General features: G+C 75.1%; 9 protein-coding genes and 1 pseudogene. 2 read left to right on the top strand and 8 right to left on the bottom strand.

Annotated elements, in window-relative coordinates; genetic code table 11:
- From ACSNOH_RS25080 to ACSNOH_RS25055, 6 genes and pseudogenes are all read right to left on the bottom strand, one after another.
- Nucleotides 1-604, bottom strand: a pseudogene (locus ACSNOH_RS25080) (glycosyltransferase); the annotation flags it as partial.
- Nucleotides 601-1,428, bottom strand: a complete 828-nt coding sequence (locus ACSNOH_RS25075) for an alpha/beta fold hydrolase (protein ID WP_436723685.1) — start codon at nucleotides 1,426-1,428, stop codon at nucleotides 601-603. The gene ACSNOH_RS25075 and the pseudogene ACSNOH_RS25080, both read right to left, overlap by 4 nt.
- Nucleotides 1,425-1,736 carry an acyl carrier protein gene (locus tag ACSNOH_RS25070; RefSeq protein WP_436723684.1) on the bottom strand — a complete coding sequence of 104 codons (312 nt, stop codon included), beginning with the start codon at nucleotides 1,734-1,736 and terminating at the stop codon, nucleotides 1,425-1,427. The genes ACSNOH_RS25075 and ACSNOH_RS25070 overlap by 4 nt, the downstream gene beginning before the upstream one ends.
- Nucleotides 1,733-6,199, bottom strand: a complete 4,467-nt coding sequence (locus ACSNOH_RS25065; RefSeq protein WP_436723683.1) for a beta-ketoacyl synthase N-terminal-like domain-containing protein — start codon at nucleotides 6,197-6,199, stop codon at nucleotides 1,733-1,735. The genes ACSNOH_RS25070 and ACSNOH_RS25065 overlap by 4 nt, the downstream gene beginning before the upstream one ends.
- Nucleotides 6,196-12,966 carry an SDR family NAD(P)-dependent oxidoreductase gene (locus ACSNOH_RS25060; RefSeq protein WP_436723682.1) on the bottom strand — a complete coding sequence of 2,257 codons (6,771 nt, stop codon included), beginning with the start codon at nucleotides 12,964-12,966 and terminating at the stop codon, nucleotides 6,196-6,198. Before ACSNOH_RS25060 ends, ACSNOH_RS25065 begins: the two co-directional genes overlap by 4 nt.
- A gap of 160 nt (nucleotides 12,967-13,126) precedes the next feature.
- Nucleotides 13,127-13,513 (bottom strand): cupin domain-containing protein, encoded by a 387-nt coding sequence (locus ACSNOH_RS25055; RefSeq protein WP_436723681.1) that lies wholly within the window; start codon nucleotides 13,511-13,513, stop codon nucleotides 13,127-13,129.
- A 176-nt stretch (nucleotides 13,514-13,689) separates the two neighbouring features.
- Between ACSNOH_RS25055 and ACSNOH_RS25050 the strand changes: the two genes are divergently transcribed.
- Nucleotides 13,690-14,826 carry an ABC transporter substrate-binding protein gene (locus ACSNOH_RS25050; protein WP_436723680.1) on the top strand — a complete coding sequence of 379 codons (1,137 nt, stop codon included), beginning with the start codon at nucleotides 13,690-13,692 and terminating at the stop codon, nucleotides 14,824-14,826.
- A 33-nt stretch (nucleotides 14,827-14,859) separates the two neighbouring features.
- Here the strand turns inward: ACSNOH_RS25050 and ACSNOH_RS25045 are convergent, their stop codons facing one another.
- Nucleotides 14,860-15,285, bottom strand: coding sequence for a VOC family protein (locus tag ACSNOH_RS25045; RefSeq protein WP_436723679.1), 426 nt, complete (start codon nucleotides 15,283-15,285; stop codon nucleotides 14,860-14,862).
- Nucleotides 15,286-15,308: 23 nt separating this feature from the next.
- Nucleotides 15,309-16,028, bottom strand: coding sequence for an NADPH-dependent F420 reductase (locus ACSNOH_RS25040; RefSeq protein WP_436723678.1), 720 nt, complete (start codon nucleotides 16,026-16,028; stop codon nucleotides 15,309-15,311).
- A gap of 92 nt (nucleotides 16,029-16,120) precedes the next feature.
- Here ACSNOH_RS25040 and ACSNOH_RS25035 point away from each other — a divergent pair.
- A partial coding sequence (locus ACSNOH_RS25035) for a helix-turn-helix transcriptional regulator (RefSeq protein ID WP_436723677.1) occupies nucleotides 16,121-16,639 on the top strand: 519 nt, incomplete at its 3' end.

Below are 16,639 nucleotides of genomic sequence, written 5' to 3'. Positions count from 1 at the left end.
GCGCGGGGACGGCGGGGCCCACCCACCGCAGCTGGGGGCGGGGGACGTGCCCGGCGGCCAGCTCCGCGACGGTGTAGGCGAGCACGAGCCCGGGAGAAAAGCGCAGGTCGTGCTCCGCTCCGGGGTCGCCGAACCGCTCGCGCAGCCGACCCAGCAGGCCACGGATCCACTCCTCCGCCTTGGGCAGCGCGGCGGCGGCCCCGCCGACCTCGGCCGGGGTGGTGGCCGAGGTCGCCCAGCGCACACCGAGCCGCTCGGCGGCCAGGGCTCCCGCGAGGGCCTGCTGATCGGCGACGAGGACGTCCGGGCGGAATGCCCGGACCGCGTTGCGTGTGCCCGGGGTCATCGCCTCGGCCAGCGGGACGAGGACGTCCTGCCACAGGAAGCGCAGCGCCGCGGCCCCGCGCAGCCCGGGCGGTCGCCGCAGCCCTTCCGGGACCGCGCAGGGATACACCTCCGCGTCCTGCCCGGCTGCTTCCCGTACGAGGCCGGGGACTCCGGCCCAGGCGACGCGGTGGCCGCGCGCGGTCAGCTCGGCGGCGACCGCGGCCGCCGGGTTGATGTGGCCGGTCAGCGGCGGGACGACGAAGAGGAACCGGCTCATGGCGTACGCGTACGCGTCCGGGCCGTCGCCCGCGGCGGCCGGCCGGGGTCCTCGCGCAGCCAGTCGAGCAGCAGGGCGCCGACCGTCCGGGGCGCGTCGACGAGCAGGGTGTGTCCCTGACCGGGGACGACGACGGTGCGGCAGTACGGCAGCAGGTTCTGCAGCACCGGAGCCGATGCGGCGACGGAGGAGTCCCCGCCGTAGAGGGCGAGGACCGGCAGCGCGAGGGAGCGTAGGCCGTTCTCGCCGGGAATGGGTCCGGTCGCGATGTCCGCGATCAGGGTGGTCTCCTCCAGCAAGGGGCGGGTGCGCCGGGCCAGCCGGGCCGCGAGCCGCCCGTGTTCCTTCTCCAGCCGGCCGGTTGCCTGCGCGTCGCGGAACGTCTCCGCGCAGCGCGAGAGGAACCCGCTCATACGCTGCGGCCAGTCGCCGACGGGCGGCGCCGACTCGATCAGCAGGATCCTGGAGACGCGGTGCGGATGGCGTACGGCGAAGTCGGCCGCGACCGCTCCCCCGAAGCTGTTCCCGACGAGGACGGCGGGGTGGTCGATGCCCAGGGCGTCGAGGAGGTTGCGGAGATCGGCGCCGAAGTCCTCCAGCCGGTATCCGGTGGCCGGCCTTTCGCTGCGGCCGTGGCCGCGCTGGTCGTACATCACGACGCTGTGCCCGGCGGCCGCGATCCCGGCGGCAATGGTGAAGTAGTAGTCGGCGAGGCTGTCGGGTCCCATGCCGTGGACGAGCACCACGGGGGGCCGGCCGGGGGCGCCGGGATCGCCCAGCCGCTCGACGTTCAGCCGGACCTGTCCCGCCCGGAGCGACGTCACCGCAGGGACTCCACGACGTGGCGCACGAGGTGTCCGACCGTGAGGCCGATGATCTCGGAGAGTTCGAGGGAGGCGAAGTAGCCCGGGAAGTCCACGCGGTCTCCGTAGGCGGCGCGCAGGTCTCCGGTGAGGACGACCAGGTCGATGGACTCCAGGTCCAGGTCCTCCACGAAGCGGGTCTCCATGGTGACGGCGCCGGGGTCCGGCGCGCAGTCGCCGAGCACGGTGTCCAGGGCCTTGGTGATCCGGGCCAGTACGGCGGCCTCCCCGGCTTCTTCGACACCGGCTTCTTCAACACGATTGGTCATGGCTGCTGCCCTTTCTCGGATGCCGGGGCCCGGCCGGCGCGGCCGCCGTCTTCGCCGGTCCAGGCGACGATGTAGTCCCTCGGCGGCAGTCCGGGCGGGTTGCCGGTCCGGGTGAGGCGGACGGAGTGGGAACGGCCCGACGGCGTACGGACGTCGAAGGCGTCCGCATCGCCCGGGCCCGCGGACAGCGTCACGACGAAGCCACGGGGGTTGCCGTGCAGTCCCGTCCCCTCGGCCTTGGCCGCCGCCTCCTTGGCCGCCCACAGCCTGGTCAGCGCCTCGGGCCCCGCTCCGAGCCGTTCGAACAGGGCGTCTTCGCCGGGGCCCAGCACCATGGCGGGGGTGGTGTCCGGCCGGTCGGTGATCTCCTCGATGTCGATGCCGGCGGGCGTGCCGCCGGGCCGGACGAGCGCGACGGCCGCCTCGCGGCAGTGAGCGAGGGACAGTTCCAGCGGGGGCAGCTCGCGCCCGTGCACGCCTTCCGGGCGGGGGCGCCCGCCGGGCTCGTTGCGCACCCGGACCTCACCGGGGAAGACCGGACCCGCACCCCGGTCCCAGAGGTGCCGGCGCACCGCGTCCTTGGCCGCGATCCGGCCGAGGAGCCAGGCCCTCCTGCCGCGCGGGGGGTGCCCGGCGTACGCGGCCCGCTCCTGCCCGGCGAGCTGACCGTGCATCATCAGCTCCAGGGAGGCCGGGTCGGGCCAGTGGTCGAAGAGGAGCTGCCAGCCACCCTGCTGCCGGACGGAGAAGGTGCATCGCTCCGGGTGACGGACGGCCTCGACCGACCCGGGTGCCGAGTCGAACCGGCGGTCCCGCCAGCCGCGCACCTCGGCCCACACACGGCCGTCGTGCGTGAGCTGGACGTCGGCCTCCAGGGCGGTCGCGTCGAGTCCGGTGATGCGGACGTGGCACTCGACGCGGGAGCCGGGGGCGGGGGGCGGCCCGTAGAAGTCCACGCGGCGGATGCCCACGGGGAGCACCACGGTGCGTTCGGTACGGGTGGCCATCAGCCAGTAGCCGAGCAGTTGCCCGGCGCTGTCCAGGAGGGCGCCGGGGGCGGCGGGAGTTGTGAGGACTCCCCGGACGTGCCGCTCGCCGAGCGCGGTGACGGCGGTGACCCCTTGGAAGCGCGGGCCGTGGAACATCCACCGCCGCTCGTACATCTCCCGCGCGGAGACCGCGGGCGGGCTCTCGGGCCGGTCGAGTGCCCAAGGGGCGGGTGGGGCGGGGTAGGCGCGGGCGATGTGCACGTCGGCGCGCGCGTACCGGCCGAACTCGGCCCGGTGCCGGCCGTTCTGCCCGGCGGTGACCGTGAGCTGCACGGTCACGGGCGGCGCGGCGACGGCCCATGCGAGGAAGCGGGCGTCCCGTACGGCGACGGGTGTTCCGGCGGCACCGGCGGCGTCCGTCATGAGCTGGACGATCGTGGTGGCGGGGACGACGGGCCGGCGGTCGGCGAGGTCGGGCCAGCCAGGGCGCTGCCGGTAGAAGCAGTGGTCGAGGAGGTACGGCATGCGGGCCACGTCGACCTCGACGGTCTTCACCAGGGCTGCCCGGGAAGCCTCCGCGGCGGCGCCGGCGGGGCGGTGAACCGGCCGGGCGGTGGCCCCGGCGGCGGCGAAGAGGGTGGCGGCCGTGGCGGCCGTCTCGGTGAGGAGCGCGTCCAGTTCGGCAGCGGCCGGGTGGTGGCGGGCGAGGGCCCGCAGCGGGGTGGCGGCGGTTCCCTCCGGCCCGCTCGGATCCCTCCCGCCGGGGGCCGTGCCGCCCTGCTGCGCACCGCTCGTGTTCGGCCCGCTCAGCAAGGCCCGCAGCCGTTCGCGGGCCGCCGGTGCCAGGGAGACCGGCCCCGCGCCGAGGTCGATGCGCATCGCCGTGCGGGGTGCCGCGAGCGCGGTAAAGTCCGGTTCGGCGCCGAACGCCCAGAGGCCCGCGGCGACCCGGCCGAGCTGGGCCGGGCCGTTGCGGCGCGGCGAGGCAGCGGTGAGGGCCACGTGGGCACGGCTGCCCAGGGTGTCGCCGACCAGGGCGGGGAGCTGTCCGGCGCCGAGCTGGACGAAGGCCCGGAAACCCGCCTCGTACAAGGCCTCGGTCAGCCGGCGGAAGCGGACCGGTTCGAGGAGGTGGCGGAAGAACAGGTCCCGGATGGCGGCCTCGTCGTCCGGGAAGGGCGCCGCCACCGTGCCGGACCACACCGGTGTCGTGGCGGCTCCCACGACGGCGCGGCGCATCAGCTTCCTCAGGGGGAGGAGGTGCGGGGCGAGCATGGGGGTGTGGAAGCCGGATTCGAAGGGCAGGACGCGGCCGAGGACGCCGTCGCCGCGCAGGCGGGCCGCGAGGGCTTCGATCTGTTCCCGCGGGCCGCAGACGACGCACTGGTGCGGGGCGTCGTCGTGAGAGAGGGCGACGCCGGGGTAGCCGGGAAGCACCGCCTCGGCCCGTGCGGCGGAGGTTCCGAGGACCAGGAAGGCGAGCGGGGGCAGCCTCATCCCCCGTACGACGGCTTCGGCCAGCGCTTCCCCCGGATCGTCCGAACCGAACATCCCGGCGACGGCCATCGCGGTCCATTCGCCCGCGCTGTGGCCCGCGAGGGCGTCCGGACGGACGGCGATGCGCTCCAGAGCGGCCGCCAGCAGCCGGCCGGCACCGACGAGGGCGACGGTGCGGCCGGCGAGGTCCCCGGCCCGGCCCTGCCGGGCCGGGGGCGGGGGCGGGGGCGGCTCCAGTCCGAAGTGGGCGGCGATGTCGTCCGCTCCGGGAGCGCATCCGGCCTCCAGGCCGGGGAAGAGGAACACGGTGCGTCCGCCGCCGGTCCCGAGGAGCGGGGCCGGTGCGAACCACACGTCGCCGCGCCCGCCCCACAGCCGCCCGCGGGCCACTGCCTTGCGGGCCAGGGCGAGCTTCCTGGCGTCCGGGCCGGCGATCGCCAGCCGGCACGGCCCGTGCCCCGTTGCCCCCGCGCCGTGGCGCAGGGCCGTGTCGCCGGCGTCGAGCAGCCCGGCCAGAGCCTCGGGGCCGGGGGCCGCGAGGCGCAGCAGCGGTTCGCGTTCGGTGACGTGGGCCCGGGGCGTACGCGTGGGAAAAGGGGTGGTGGATGCGGGCGGTTCCTCCAGCACCGCATGGGCGTTGATCCCGCCGAAGCCGAACGCGTTGACCGCGGCCCGCCGTACGCCGGCCTCCCAGGGGCGGGCGGTGTGCGCCGGGCGGAAGCGGGTCTCCAGCAGCGCGGGGTGCGGCACGTCGCAGTGCAGGGTCGGCGGCAGGACGCGGTGGTGGATCGCCAGCGCCGCCTTGATCATGCCCGCCGCGCCCGCGGCGGGCATGGTGTGCCCGATCATCGACTTCACGGAGCCGATGACGGCGTCCGGACCGGTGCCGCGGCCGAACACCTCGGCCAGCACGGCCATCTCCGCCCGGTCGCCGCGGGGCGTGCCCGTGCCGTGGGCTTCGAGGAGTCCGAGCGCTCCGGGGGCCGCGGGGTCCAGGCCCGCCGCCGCCCAGGCGAGCCGGACGGCGTGCGCCTGACCCGCGGGGTCGGGGGTGACCAGGGAGGCGGCGCGCCCGTCGGAGGCGATGCCCACGGCGCGGACGAGTGCGTAGATCCGGTCCCCGGCGCGCTGCGCGTCGGTGAGTCGTTTGAGCACGAGGATGCCCGTGCCTTCGCCGAGGAGCACCCCGTCGGCGTCTCGGTGGAAGGGCCGGATGCGCTGGGACGGTGACAGGGCGCCCAGGTCCGCGAAGACGCTCCACAGGGTGACGTCGTGGCAGTGGTGCACGCCGCCCGCGAGCATCACGTCGCACCGGCCGCGCGCCAGCTCCCCGGCGGCGTGGTCGACGGCGACCAGGGAGGAGGCGCAGGCCGCGTCGACGGTGTAGGCGGGGCCGCGCAGGTCGAGGCGGTTGGCGACGCGGGAGGCGGCGAAGCTGGGGACGAGGCCGATCCCGGACTCGGGGCTGTGCGGGCCGAGCGCGTCGAGGAAGGCCGTGCGCAGCTGGTCGAGCCGTTCGCCGTCCAGTCCGGGCAGGATCTCCCGCAGGGTGCGGATGAGCTGGGGCGAGGTGCGCACCCGCTGGTCGAGGCGGGCCAGTCCGGCGGTGAGGTAGCCGCCGCGGCCGAGGACGACGCCGGCGCGGGTGCGGTCCGCGGGCAGGGTCCCGCCCGCGTCGGCGACGGCCGCGGCGGCCGTGCGCAGTGCGATGAGCTGGTCGGGTTCGGTGGTGCGGGCCGCCGCGGGCATGATGCCGAAGGCGGCCGGGTCGAAGTCGGCGCAGCCGTCGACGAAGCCGCCGCGACGGCAGTAGACGGCGCCGGGCCGGAGGCGTTCGGGGTCGAGGCGTCCGGGCGGGACGTCGGAAACGGCGTCGACGCCGGTGGTGATGTTGTGCCAGTACGTGTCCAGGTCGGGCGCGCCGGGCAGGGTGACGGCCATGCCGACGACGGCGACGGGTTCGTGCCCCGCCGTCACGGCAGCCGCCCCGGCGCGGTGAGCACGACCTCGTCGGTGCCGGGGTCGCCGTGGGCGAGTTCGCGCAGCAGTGCCCGTACGCCTTGCTCGGGGTCGATCAGGGCGAGGCCGCGCCGGGCGAGTTCGCGGGCGAGTGCGGGGCCGACCATGCCGGGGTGGCGCGGGTCGGGCGCCCAGGGGCCCCAGTGGACGGTCAGGGCGCGGCCTCCGGTGGCCCGGCGCCACTGCCGTCCGAGGGTGGCGAGGGCGTCGTTGGCGGCGCTGTAGTCGCTCTGGCCGCGGTTGCCGAGGACGGCGGCGACGGAGCCGAACAGGACGGTGAGCGGCGGGGGCCCGGGCAGGCCGCGCAGTGCGGCGAGCAGGGCGCGGGCGCCGTCCGCCTTGGTGCCGTGGACGCGGTCGAAGGAGCCGGGCTCCTTGTCGGAGAGCAGCCGGTCCTCGATGACGCCCGCCGCGTGGACGACGGCGTCGATGCGCCCGTGGCCGGCGTGGATGTCCTCGACGGCGCGGCGTACGGCGTCGGTGTCCCGCAGGTCGAGGCGGTGGTAGCGCGCCCGGCCGCCGGCCGCTTCGATCGCGGCGAGGGTCGCGGCCACTTCGCGCCGGGCGAGGATGCGGCGGGCCTCCCGTTCGATGTCGCCGGGTGCGCGGCGGCCGTGCGCGGCGAGCGCGGCGCACAGGGCCGCCTTGTCCGCGGCGCCGGCGAGGCCGGGCGGTTCGGGGCTGCCGGGCGGTTCCGTACGGCCGAGGAGCTCCACGCGGCAGCCCGCGGCGGCGAGGGTGACCGCGAGGCGGGCCGTGATGCCGCGGGCGCCGCCCGCGAGGACGGCGACGGTCCCGGGCCCGAGCCCCGCGGCGAGCGCGTCGGCGCCCTCGGGCGCCTCCAGCGGGGCCCGGTAGAGCTCGCTGCCCGACCGGCTGCCGTCGGGGGCGTGCCGGACCACCGGAGCCCGGTCCGGGGCGAGGAGCTCGCCCACGACGGCGTCGGCGAGGGCGGCGGCGGGGCGGTCCGTGCCGAGGGAGACCACGCGGGCGAGCGTGCCGGGGTATTCGCGTGCGACCGTGCGGAAGAACCCGCCCAGCCCCGCCGTGCCCGTGTGCTCCCCGGCCGGGCGCGCGCACAGCAGCCACTGCGGGGCGCGCCTCAGCACGGCCTGGAACCAGGGGAATCCGGCGGGCAGCACCGGCCCGGCGGCGTCGGCGAGCGCTGCGAGGTGAAGCGCTCCGTCCAGCGGGCCGGGCGGGACGTCCGCGTCGCCCCCCGCCCCGGCCCCAGCCACATCGCCGCCCGACCGGGCGGCCACGGCTCCCAGCGCGCCGAGACGGCTGACGACGGCCCGGACGACGGGGGTGTCCGGGCCCAGGACGAGGAAACGCCGGCCGTGCAGGGCCGTACCGCAGGGCTCGGGTGCGGGGGCGAGCGGTGCTTCCCGCAGCAGGTACCGCTCGGGCGCGGCGGATACGGGCACGTCGTGCGGCGGGCCTTCCGAGGGGCCGTCGCCGAGCGGGCGCTGCCCGGGATCGAGGGGCTCGCGGAAACCGGCGGCCTCGCGGGAATCGGTGGCTCCGCCGGAGCCGGGAGCCGTCAGCCGCTCCGCGAGCTCCGCGGCCGTGCGGGCCTGCAGGAGCTCTTCCAGCCTGCTGTCCGTCCACGTCCGGGGGCTGCGCCCCGCGGCGCCCGTGAGCCGCCGCCCGAGCTCTCCGACGATCTCGGTCCGCTTGATCGAGTCGATGCTCAGGTCGGCCTCCAGGTCGAGGCCGGGCTCGACCAGGTCCACGGGGTAGCCCGTGCGTTCGCTGATGACCGCCCGGATCGTGCTCAGCACGTCCGGCACCGTGCCGGGGTCCTCCGGCGCAGGAGCGGGATCCGGGTCCTTGCCGCCGTCCGCCTCGGGGACGGGCAGCGGCTCCGGCGCGTCCGCGGGCGCGGCGGGGGCGCTCGCGGCGCCGAAGTACGCCAGCAGGACGTCCCGCTGTGCCGCCACCATCTCGCGGCTGCTGCGGAGGAACGCGGTGAGCAGGTCCGGGTCGCTGCCCGCCCGCGGACCGGGCAGGGCGAGAGGCGCTAGCCTGCGGGCCGGTTGCAGCCCACCGGGCAGCGGCTCCCCGTCGGCGGTGCGGACGAGGTGGCCGTCGACCGTCCAGCCCGGCCGTTCCGGGACCGCTTCCGGATCGGCGAGGCACGCGTCGCGCCCGGCGAACAGCCGCTCCGCCTCCACCGGCACCCCGGCCACCGCGAGCCGGGCCAGCGCCCGGAGGTGCCCGGCCAGCCCGGAGTCGGGGGACGGTTCGAACGGCACGGCCACGTGCGGCCGTTCGCCGAGAATGTTCCGGACCAGCCCGGTGAGCACCGTGCCGGGTCCGGCTTCGACGAAGACGCGCGCCCCGGCCGCGTACATCGCCTCGATCTGCTCGCAGAACCGTACGGGCGCGGCGATCTGCTCGGCGAGCAGCTCCCGTACGTCCTCGGGATCCCCGCCGTAGCGTTCAGCCGTGGCGTTGGACCAGACGGGGATGTCGGGCGTACGGACCGGGCAGCGGGCGAGCGCCTCGGCGAACGGTCCGGCGGCCTGCGCGACGAGCGGACTGTGGAACGCGCAGGTGGCGGGGAGACGCTGCGCGTCGATGCCGGTGTCCGCGGCGGCGGCGAGGGCCCGTTCGATGTCGTCTTCGGACCCGGAGACGACGCTCTGTGCGGGGGCGTTGTGGCAGGCGACGACCACGCGGCCGGTCAGGCCTGCGGCGGCGAGCATCACTTCGGTCTTGTCCGGCGCCGCGGCGACGGCGGCCATGGTGCCCGGCGTGCTCTGCGCCGCCTCGGCGACGGCTTCGGCGCGGGCGGTGCTGAGCTCGGCCACCGCTTCCGGGCTGAGGGCGCCCGCCGCGCCGAGGGCGACGAGTTCGCCGTAGGAGTGGCCGGCCGTCATGTCGGCGCGTACGCCGAGCATCCGCAGGACGTCGTGGGCGGCCGAGCACACCGCCGCGAGGGCGGGCTGGGCGTACCGGGTGTCGGCGAGCCGGGCCCGCTGCGCCTGCCGGGTCGCGGTGTCGAAGGCGGCGGGCGGGAAGAGCACGTCGGCCGGGGCACGGTGCAGGTGGCGCTGTGTGCCGGGGAAGGCGGTGAAGAGCTCGGCGAACATGCCGGGCCGCTGGCTGCCCTGGCCGGGGAAGAGGAGGGCGACCTTCCCGGCGGGGGCGGCCGGCGGCCCGGCCTGGTCCGCCAGGAACACTCCCGGCCTCCGCTCTCCGGTCACCACCGCCCGCAGCAGCTCCGGCAGTGTGTCGAGCGATGTCGCCACCACGGCCGCGCCGGCCCGTCCCGTGCCGGTGCGCCGCGCGGCGGTCAGGGCGAGGTCGCGCAGCCGCCAGGGGCGCCCGGCCCGGTCGTTGACCGCGGTCAGCCGCAGCAGTTCGCGGGCGTCGTCCGCGGACCGCAGGACGAACAGCTCCGCGGGCCAGGCGTCGTGGCCGCACCGCGGGGGTGCGGCTGCCGTCCGGGACCGCAGCACCGCGTGGAAGTTCGTGCCGCCGAAGCCGAACGCGCTCACGCCCGCGACCCGCCGCCCGGCGGCCCACGGCAGCGCCTTGTCGTGGAAGACGAAGGGGCTCTCGTCCCGCTGCCAGCCGGGGGCGGGCCTGCTGAGGTGCAGGGTCGGCGGACGTACGCCCGTGTGGACCGCGAGGGCCGCCTTGATGAGAGCGGCCAGGCCCGCGGCGCACTTGGTGTGCCCGATCTGGGATTTGACCGAGCCCAGGACGCATCCGCCGGGAGCCGCGCCCCCTTCGGTGAACACCTCGGTCAGGGCGGCCAGTTCGGTGCGGTCACCGACGGCCGTGCCCGTGCCGTGGGCCTCGACGAGGCCCACCTCGGCGGGCCGGATACGGGCCTGGGCGTAGGCCCGCTCCAGTGCTGTCCGCTGTCCCTCGCGGCGGGGCGCGGTCAGCCCGAGCGAGCGTCCGTCGGAGGAGCTGCCGATAGCCTCGATGACGGCGTAGACGCGGTCGCCGTCGCGCTCGGCGTCCGCGAGCCGTTTGAGGACCACGCAGGCGATGCCCTCGCCGAGGGTGGTGCCGTCGGCGTCCGCGTCGAAGGGGCGGCAGCGGCCGGTCGGCGAGAGGGCGCGCACCGAGGAGAAGAGCAGGTAGTCCTTGATGCCGTTGTGCAGGTCGGCGCCGCCGCACAGGGCGACGTCGGCGCTGCCCGTGCGCAGTTCCTTGCAGGCGGCGTCGAGGGCGGCCAGGGAGGAGGCGCAGGCGGCGTCCACGGTGTAGTTCGCGCCGCCGAGGCCGAAGCGGTTGGCGATCCGGCCCGCGATGACGTTCGCGAGCATGCCCGGGAAGGAGTCCTCGGTCAGCGCGGGGAGCTGCGCGGCCAGTTCGTCGGGGAGCCGGCCGAGGTAGGAGGGGAGGACGGCGCGCACGGTCACGGCGTCCGTGGTGTCGTTGCCGGTCTCGGCGCCGAAGATCACGCAGGTGCGGTCGCGGGGGAAGTCCCGGCGGTCGTAGCCGGCGTCGGCCAGCGCCCGGCCGGCGGCTTCCAGCGCGAGGAGCTGGGCGGGGTCGATCGCGGCCAGGGAGGCCGGGGGGATGCCGTAGCGCAGCGGGTCGAAGGGGATGCGGGGCAGGAAGCCGCCCCACCGTGATGAGGAGAGGTCGTGTGCGGCGGCCTGCGGTCCGAAGTGGAGGGAGGTGTCCCAGCGCTCGGGCGGGACCTCGGTGACGGCGTCGGTGCCCGCGAGCACGTCGGCCCAGAAGGCGGGCAGGTCGGGTGCGTCGGGGAACATGCAGGCCATGCCGACGACGGCGATGCCGAGCGGCTCGGGCGCGGGTGGCCGCCCGGTGCCGGGAGGGGCGGCGGGCAGCAGTGCGGCGGCGCGGCGTTCGTAGAACTCGGCTGCCTCTTCGCTCACTTGGCGGTGCAGTGCGGCGATGCTGGTGGTGGCGGTGCGCAGGACGGCGGATTCGCCGGCCATGAACAGGCCTTCGGCGAGCTGCCGCCGCTCGTCGACGCCGGCCAGGGTGTCGCCGGTGCGCTCGATGCCCTTGGCGGCGATGCGCAGCCGCCCCAGGTGCAGGCGCTCCAGCTCCTCCCGGGCCTTCCGGTCGGGGACGCCGCGCTCCCGCAGCTCGTCGCGGACCGCCCGGTGGGTGCGGCAGAAGGGGCTGGGCAGGCAGCGGGTCGCCTGGCCGGGGCCGGTGCGCAGGACGGCGGTCCGCTCGGCCGCGAGCGCTTGGCGCTGGTAGACGGGGTGGAGGGCGCCGCTGCCGACGGCTTCTTCGGTGAAGAGGTAGGCGGTGCCCATGAGGAGGCCGGTGGCGGCGCCGCGCGCGCCGATGCCGGAGGCGAGGGCGGCGACCATGGCGGCGGAGCGCTCGTCGTGGACGCCGCCGGCGAAGAGGACTTCCGGATGCGGCCCGCCGGGGTGAGCGTTCATGAAGTCGTGCAGGACGGCGAGCTGGGCCTCCCACAGGGGGAAGCTGTTGCGCGGCCCGATGTGGCCGCCGCACTCGGCGCCTTCGAAGACGAAGCGCCGGGCGCCCTGCGCGAGGAACTGCTCCAGCAGGCCGGGCGAGGGCACGTGCAGGAACGTGCGGATGCCGTGTTCCTCCAGGGCCGCGGCCTGCGCGGGCCGGCCGCCGGCGATGATCGCGTGGGAGGGGCGGAGCTCCCGTACGGCCGCGAGCTGGGCCGCGCGGACGTCCTCGGGCGCGAAACCGAGGATCCCGGCGCCCCAGGGGCGCTCCCCCAGCAGGGCGCGGGCCTGTCCCAGCAGGGTACGGGTGCCTTCGGCGCCGCCGAGGGCCAGGGCGAGGAACGGCAGCCCGCCCGCGCCGGCGACGGCCGCCGCGAATGCGGCCTGGTCGCTGACCCGGGTCATCGGCCCCTGGGCGACGGGCAGAGCGGTGCCGAGGGCCCGGCTCATCGCGGAGCCGGAGCGCAAGGTGTCCGGGGCGTTCCCGTCGCGTACGGCCCGGTCGATGCCGTCGCGCACGGCGCGGACGGCGGCCGCCGCCGTGCGGTACTCCCCCGCGAAGCGACGGGCGAGGAAGGCGTCCTGGCCGAGCGGCAGCGGCCGCCCGTGCGGGGAGCCGGGCAGGCCCGGCCGCCGCACGCCGAGGGTGCGGTATCCGCTCTCGGTACGGGTCTCCGAGCCGTCCGCGGTGCGCAGGACGGCGGCGACGGCGGGCGGCGTGTCCGCCTCGTCGAGGAGGGCGAGCTGGACGTCGAGGACGACTCCGGCGGCGCCCGCGATCACGGCGGCGGCGGCCGTGTGCGGCCCGATCCCTCCGCACGCCCAGACGGGGACGGTCACGCGGTCGTCGGCGAGGAGCTGCTGGAGCAGGACGTACGTGGACAGCTCCCCGGCGGGACCGCCGCACTCGCTGCCCCGCGCGACGACGCCCGCCGCCCCGGCTTCCACGGCCGTACGGGCTTCGCGCAGGCTGCGCGCTTCGGCGACGACCGTGCCGCTGCGGTACCGGCCGGCGGCCCACGGGGCGCCGGGGGCGAGGACCACGGCGTGCGGGCCGGGGACGCCGGAGGCGTACAACTCCTCGGGCGGGAGGGCGCAGCCGGCCGGGACGCGGACGCCGAAGGCATCCGGGGTCCAGGCCCGGGCGAGGTCCAGGGCGTCGCGTGCGGGTGCGCGGCCCGCTCCGAGGTCGATGACGCCGAGCCCACCGGCTCTGCTGACGGCGGCGGCGAGCCGTGCGTCCGGCTCCCCGAAGGGGGTGATGCCGATGACTGAGCGCGCCCAGGCCGCCAAGGGGCCCCCTCTCGCCGGGTGAACCGGACAGCATGATGCCGAGAGGAGACGGTCAAGTGCCTTGATATTTGGGTCAGTTCACTCCGAGGGAGGAGTGCTGCGCTCACTCGTGCGCCGGCTGTGCGAGGGCGCGGTCGCCGCCTGCCGCGAGAGGCGGCCGTCACCAGGGCCCGGTTTCGCTCCTTGCTTCGTCCGGGTCGTCCGGCCACGGCGGAATCGTCACCGCGAAGGCGCGCAGCCCGCCGGACCCGGCCCGGAACTGGAACGCGGTGCCGAGGGGAATGGTCAGGCAGACCCCCGGCTCCAGCACCGTGACCTCCTCCCTGCCGTACTGACGCCTCCACATCTCGCCGGCTCCGGCAGCGATGAACCAGATCTCTTCGACATTGGCGTGCGACACGGCTTTGGAGACCTGCTGCGGTCCGAGCTCGAACTGCGCCGAGCTCGCCGTTCCGGGCAGGGAACACAGGGGCCGGACGGTGGCGCCGTCCGGCGCGGTGACCTCGATCGCGTCGGCGATCCGTAACGTTCCGAAGTCGGCTGCCATGCCGCCAGCGTACGGACATCGTCACACAGAGCGAAGAGGGCGCGATGAGATCCGGCTACATTCTTGAACATTCAACCAGCCGGGGACTAGAGTGAACTCCGATCTTCTTGAACATTCAAGATTTTCGCCCTCCCCCACGTATGCATCCGCATGCCTTCCCCCCTGAAGGAGTCGCCGTGAAGTCCACCCGAAAGGCCTGGGCCGCAGCCATAGCCCTCGGCGTCGTCGCCGCGAGCGGAGCCGGCGTCGCCGCTGCCGCTCCCTCCGCCTCCCCCGTCTCGCCGGGCACGAGCGAGGACCAGCAGCTGCAGAAGCTGTACAAGGACGCCCTGGCCGAGGGCGGACGCCTGGTCGTCTACGCCGGCGGCGACAAGCCGGGCCAGGCCGACTACCTCAAGAACGCGTTCCTCAAGCAGTTCCCCGAGATGAAGGTCGACACCGTCGTCGACTTCAGCAAGAACCACGACGCGCGCCTCGACAACCAGATAGCCGAGCACAAGGTCGTGGCCGACGTCGTCCACCTGCAGACCCTCGACGACTTCCCGCGCTGGAAGAAGGAGGGCGCGCTCGAGCAGTACAAGCCCGTCGGCTGGAACAAGGTCTACGACAAGATCAAGGACAAGGACGGCTACTACACCGGCCTGTTCTTCATCGGCTTCGCCAACGTCACCGCCACCACCCTCGGCGACAACGCGCCCGTCGAGGCCCAGGACTTCCTCAAGCCCGAGTTCAAGGACAAGCTCGTCTTCACGTACCCGAACGACGACGACGCCGTCCTCTACTACTTCAAGCAGCTCACCGACAAGTACGGCTTCGACTACCTGAAGAAGCTGCGCGCCCAGAACCCCAAGTTCGTGCGCGGCACCGCCGACGCCTCCGCCCAGGTCGGCAAGGACGGCTACGTGGCGAACTTCGGCAGCTCGGGCAGCTCCAGCGGCCTGTCGAAGACGAGCGTCCCGGAGAAGTCGCCGTGGGTGGCCTGGCCGCAGACCGGCGCCATCCTCAAGGACGCCCCGCACAAGGCGGCCGCGAAGCTGTACCTGAGCTGGATCCTGTCGAAGCAGTACCAGCAGAACTCCTACGGCTGGAGCGCCCGTACCGACGTCGCCGCCCCGGCCGGCCGCAAGGGCATCTTCGACTACGACAACATGAACCCGCTGGGCCTCGGCCGGTTCATGAGCGACCGCGCCGCTCTCGACCGCTACAAGGCCCGCGTCAGCCTCTACGTCGGTGACGTCAAGGGCGCGAACCCCGCCGACCCCCAGGGCAAGCTCGGCCTGTACCCGGTCGACCAGAACGGCACTCAGGGCTAGCCCGGGTGCGGCCGCCTGCCGGCACGGTTGGCCTCAGTACGTCCCGTGGATGCAAAAGGGCTGACCGGACGGGTCGAGCAGCACCGTCCAGTGTTTTCCCCCGGGCTGGTGGTCCGGCTTGGTGGCCCCCATCTCCAGCAGCCGCTTCTCCGCCGCCGCCACGTCGGGGAAGGAGAAGTCCATGTGGAAGGGCAGCTCCTCCTCGGGCCAGGAGGGCGCCTGGAACGACTCGGACGTGTAGAAGAGGTACATCGCCCCCTTCACGTGGAAGGCGAAGGCGACGTCGTCGCCGCTGCCGTCCGGGTACGTCCGGGACACCTTCGTGCCGAGGGCGGTGGCGTAGAAGTCGGCGAGCTGCCGCCCGTCCCGGGCCCACATGGCGTGGCACATGATCTTCCCGGACAGGCCGGCCCCGGTGTCGTTGCGGCCGTGGCCGTGGCCGTGGCTGATGTCAGTCATGGGAACGTCTCCTTGCGTACGGGTCAGCGGACGACCTTGATGCCGAAGTGGCCGCCGAACTGCTGACCCAGCCCGAAGCCGATGGCGGAGTGCATGTGCGCGTACATCTCCATGCCGCGCGCGCAGACGAGGGGGCCGAGGTCGAGGACGTCGGACCAGCCGTACGCCTTGAGCAACTCGGTGGCCTGCTGCTTGGCGTCGGCGTCGCCGCCCGCGACGAACATGGTGTGGTCCCCGCCGCCGACGCTGCCCGGATCGACCACGGTGGTCTGCTCCTGGGTGACGAAGGACTTCACGACCTTGGTGCGCGGCAGGGCGCGCTGGATCTGCTCGCCGAGGCTGTCGGTGTCCACCGGCTCCAGCTTCGGCATGATGCCCCACGGCGTCGGCCAGGGATGCTCCGGAGTGTGCTGGTAGACGAACGGAACCGCGTAGTCGATCAGCGTCTTGCCCGCCAGCTGGTCGGCGATGGCGGAGAGCGCCGCCACGGCGTTGTGGCCGTCGATGCCGTTGATCACCAGGCCGTCGGAGGCGGCCGCGGCGTCACCGAAGGTGTGCAGCGCGATGCCGGGGTGCTCGGCGAGGAAGTCCTTGAAGGGCGGGGTGCCCATCATGTCGGGCTCCGTACGGGCCAGCGTCGCCTCCGGGTCGCGGGTGCCGACGTGCACCTCGTGACCGAGCGCGGCGAGCTTGGCGATGTGGGCGCGGGCGCCGCCACCGGTACCGAGAACAGCAATTTTCATGGAGAACCTCCCGTTTTGCTCCGTGCGGATGTCTCCACCGTAGGGTCCTTTCAGGACAGGGGGTGTCCTTTGACACCGGCATCATGGAATTCATGACGAGCGACATGACCGCCCGCATGCTGCGGCTGCTGTCCCTGCTGCAGACCCGCCGGGAGTGGTCCGGCGCCGATCTCGCCGAGCGCCTGGAGGTGACGGTCCGCACCGTCCGCCGCGACATCGACCGGCTGCGCGAGCTGGGCTATCCCGTGGACAGCACCCGCGGCCACGCCGGCGGCTACCGTCTGGCGCCCGGCACCGACCTGCCGCCCCTCCTCCTCGACGACTCCGAGGCCGTCGCCATCGCCGTGGCCCTGCGCACCGCCACCGGCAGTGGCCTGTCCGGCATCGAGGAGAGCGCCCTGCGGGCCCTGGCCAAGCTCGAACAGGTCCTCCCCCGCCGTCTGCGCGGCCAGGTCGCCGCCCTCCAGGCCTCTCTCGCGGGCATCGCCTGGGAGGAGCGGGGGCCGCGGGCCGACCCGGCCCTCCTGGCCGGCCTCGCCGTCGCCTGCCGCGACCACGAGGTCGTCACCTTCGGCTACACCACACGCCAGGGCACCACCGCGCCCCGCCGG

Source organism: Streptomyces sp. URMC 127, assembly GCF_051386535.1.
Lineage (GTDB): Bacteria > Actinomycetota > Actinomycetes > Streptomycetales > Streptomycetaceae > Streptomyces.
This window is presented reverse-complemented; position numbering and strand designations above follow the sequence as displayed.